This window comes from Bradyrhizobium sp. (assembly GCF_016462955.1).
Classification (GTDB): Bacteria; Pseudomonadota; Alphaproteobacteria; order Rhizobiales; family Xanthobacteraceae; genus Bradyrhizobium.
In genome coordinates this window covers 1-2,346 of the sequence record NZ_JAEMSD010000759.1, presented here as the reverse complement: position 1 = coordinate 2,346, position 2,346 = coordinate 1, and the positions used below count along the sequence as shown (strand labels likewise).

The following is a 2,346-nucleotide window of genomic DNA, read 5'->3' as shown; positions in this document are numbered from 1 at the left end:
CGCGCCGGAGCCTGTCATCGGGCGCGCCTTCGGCGCGACCCGGTGGGCGCGACCTGTCCCGCAAGCGGGACAGGCACAGACCGAACGCGCGGTGAGATAAGCCCAACAGTGGGCACGAGGCGCCAGCTAGATCTTGTTGTTCTCCGCGGCGATCCCCAGCCGCCTGACGATCTCCGTGGCCACCGCGCGGGCCTCGACCCGCGAGCCGACGCGGGGGCTGCGAAACCGTCGCCCGGAATGCAGCCGGATCACCACGATGCAGTGCTCGTCCTCGGAGCGGCCACGGCGCTCGACCGTGATCGATTTCACGTCGGGGCCGGCGATATGGTCCGCGCGCAGGGCACCGTCGCCCCACAGGCGCTCGACGCGAATCTCGTTCTGCCGGATGATCCAGAACGCGCCGGTGGCGCGGTTGGCATGGCGAGAGACGGCGAATGCGGCGATTGCCCCCAGCGGCAGCAGCAGGATGTCCACATGGGTGGGGGAGAGGCCGCGCCACAGCTTGTAGGCATAGGGAATGGCGCACAGCGCCACGGCGATCAAGGCGACGATGCGGATGTCCCGCGGTGAAAACGGCTCGAGAGGCTCGCCGAGATGCATCTCGGGATTGCTGGCGTCGAGCGGATTGACCGGCTCCTCGACGTTGGGAACGTCGAAATGCGTGGCGATCCACGCCACGGTGTCACGGACATGGGTGACATCGGCGATCGGCGGCGAGGTCAGGCGCTCTCCCGAGTGCAGCGTGAAGACGAGTTGAAATCGGGCCTTCACCCGCTTGCTGCCGGGGACCTGCAGTGCCGTGATGTCGTTCTTCCCGATGACCCGGGTCTGGAGTTTTCCGAACGGACGCTGATGCCCGATCAGGATCTGGTTCGGCGTGATGATCCACACCACCGCCGGGGCCATCATGATGCCGACGACGAACCCCGCCCCCACGAGGAGAGCGGCCGACGAGATGATGATTTCCAGGGTGTCCTGTGTGAACAGGCCGGGCGTGAAGCACAACGCAACCGCGGCGGCACAGCCGGCCATGATCAGCCGCTGTGCGATCGAGGAGCCTTCACGAAGGCGGATGTCGCTATGGCTGGTCGTGTCGTCCATTGCGGGCGGCTGATTCCGATGGCGCGAAACTCCACGGACGGGTCCGTGGAGTCAAGCAACAAGGGCGACAACCGATGCCGGCCGCGTGCTCGCCCTGCGGTCAGCTGTCGAGGTTCAGCAGCCTCGCCACCGTGCGCTCGATCTGGTCATAGCTGCCTTCGCCGGCGTGTTGGAACACGATCCTGCCGCTGCGGTCGATGATGTACTGCGCCGGCCAATATTGGTTGCGGTAGGCGTTCCAGGTCTTGGAATCATTGTCCTGTGCCACCGGATAGGTGATGCCGTGGCGCTTCAGCGCGGCCTGCACGTTCGCGGCCGACCGCTCGAACGGGAATTCCGGCGTGTGTACGCCGACTATCACGAGGCCCTTGTCCTTGTACTTGGCATAGAGGCCGGTCACGTGCGGCAGCGTGTTGACGCAGTTGACGCAGCCATAGGTCCAGAAGTTGACCAGCACGACCTTGCCGCGAAGATCGGCGATGCTGAGCGGTTTCGAGTTGAACCAGTTGTTGATGCCGGTGAAGTCGGGCGCGGTTTGTTGGCTTGCGGCGGCGACGCGGAGCGGTGTTGCGCGGGAAACCTCGTCGCAGACGCCGGGAATGACAGCGCCGGTGACGGTGAAGCCGATCAGTGCGGCGGAAACAGCGAGCAGTTTGAGAGTCATGGAAGCGTCCTCCGGGTGAAATCTTCGACGGTCAGAGGCCGATCTGGCCGGTGGGATAGAAACGGGTGAGCCACGCCACGATCAGCGTGTCGTATTGGAAGTACGCCGCGACGGCGAAGCCGATCACCACGACGCCAAAGCCCTGTTGCAGCCGCGGCGTGATGCGCGCGAGGCTGCGCACGCGCGTGGCCGCGGCCTGTCCGCCATAGGCGATCGTCAGCATCGGGATGGCCGCGCCGATGGCGTAGGCGACCAGCAGCGTGCCGGCCCAGGCAACATCCTTCGAGGTCGCGACCAGCGTCAGGATCGAGCCGAGCACCGGGCCGGCGCAGGGCGTCCAGACCAGGCCCAGCGTGGTGCCGAGCACGAGGCCACCGAGTGCGCCTTCGCGCTGCGCGCCGTTCGAACTGCCGAGATCGAGCCAGCCATTGAGTCGTGCCGACAGCCACTCGAACGGCGCCGGCCACAGCATCAGCAGGCCGAATCCGAGCAGCAGGACCGATGCGGCTTCGCGCAGCACGTTCGGGTCGAAATCGAACAGCTGCGTGATCGCACCGAGCGCCAGCGCGACTGCGGAGAAC

Annotated in this window: 3 protein-coding genes; all 3 read right to left on the bottom strand. The window is 66.2% G+C overall.

Annotated features, from left to right (window positions below; genetic code table 11):
• Positions 1–126 precede the first annotated feature (126 nt).
• Positions 127–1,101, bottom strand: a complete 975-nt coding sequence (locus JHD07_RS37970; RefSeq protein WP_291631549.1) for a hypothetical protein — start codon at positions 1,099–1,101, stop codon at positions 127–129.
• A gap of 100 nt (positions 1,102–1,201) precedes the next feature.
• A complete protein-coding gene (locus tag JHD07_RS37965) occupies positions 1,202–1,765 on the bottom strand; it encodes a thioredoxin family protein (protein WP_291631547.1) in 564 nt (187 codons plus the stop codon).
• Positions 1,766–1,796: 31 nt separating this feature from the next.
• Positions 1,797–2,346 (bottom strand): cytochrome c biogenesis protein CcdA (locus JHD07_RS37960; protein WP_291631545.1); only part of this gene is annotated, 550 nt, incomplete at its 5' end.

Excerpts from the sequence above, each read along its gene's own strand:
- JHD07_RS37965 (WP_291631547.1), bottom strand. The coding sequence starts at position 1,765 with ATGACTCTCAAACTGCTCGCTGTTTCCGCCGCACTGATCGGCTTCACC.
- JHD07_RS37970 (WP_291631549.1), bottom strand. The coding sequence starts at position 1,101 with ATGGACGACACGACCAGCCATAGCGACATCCGCCTTCGTGAAGGCTCC.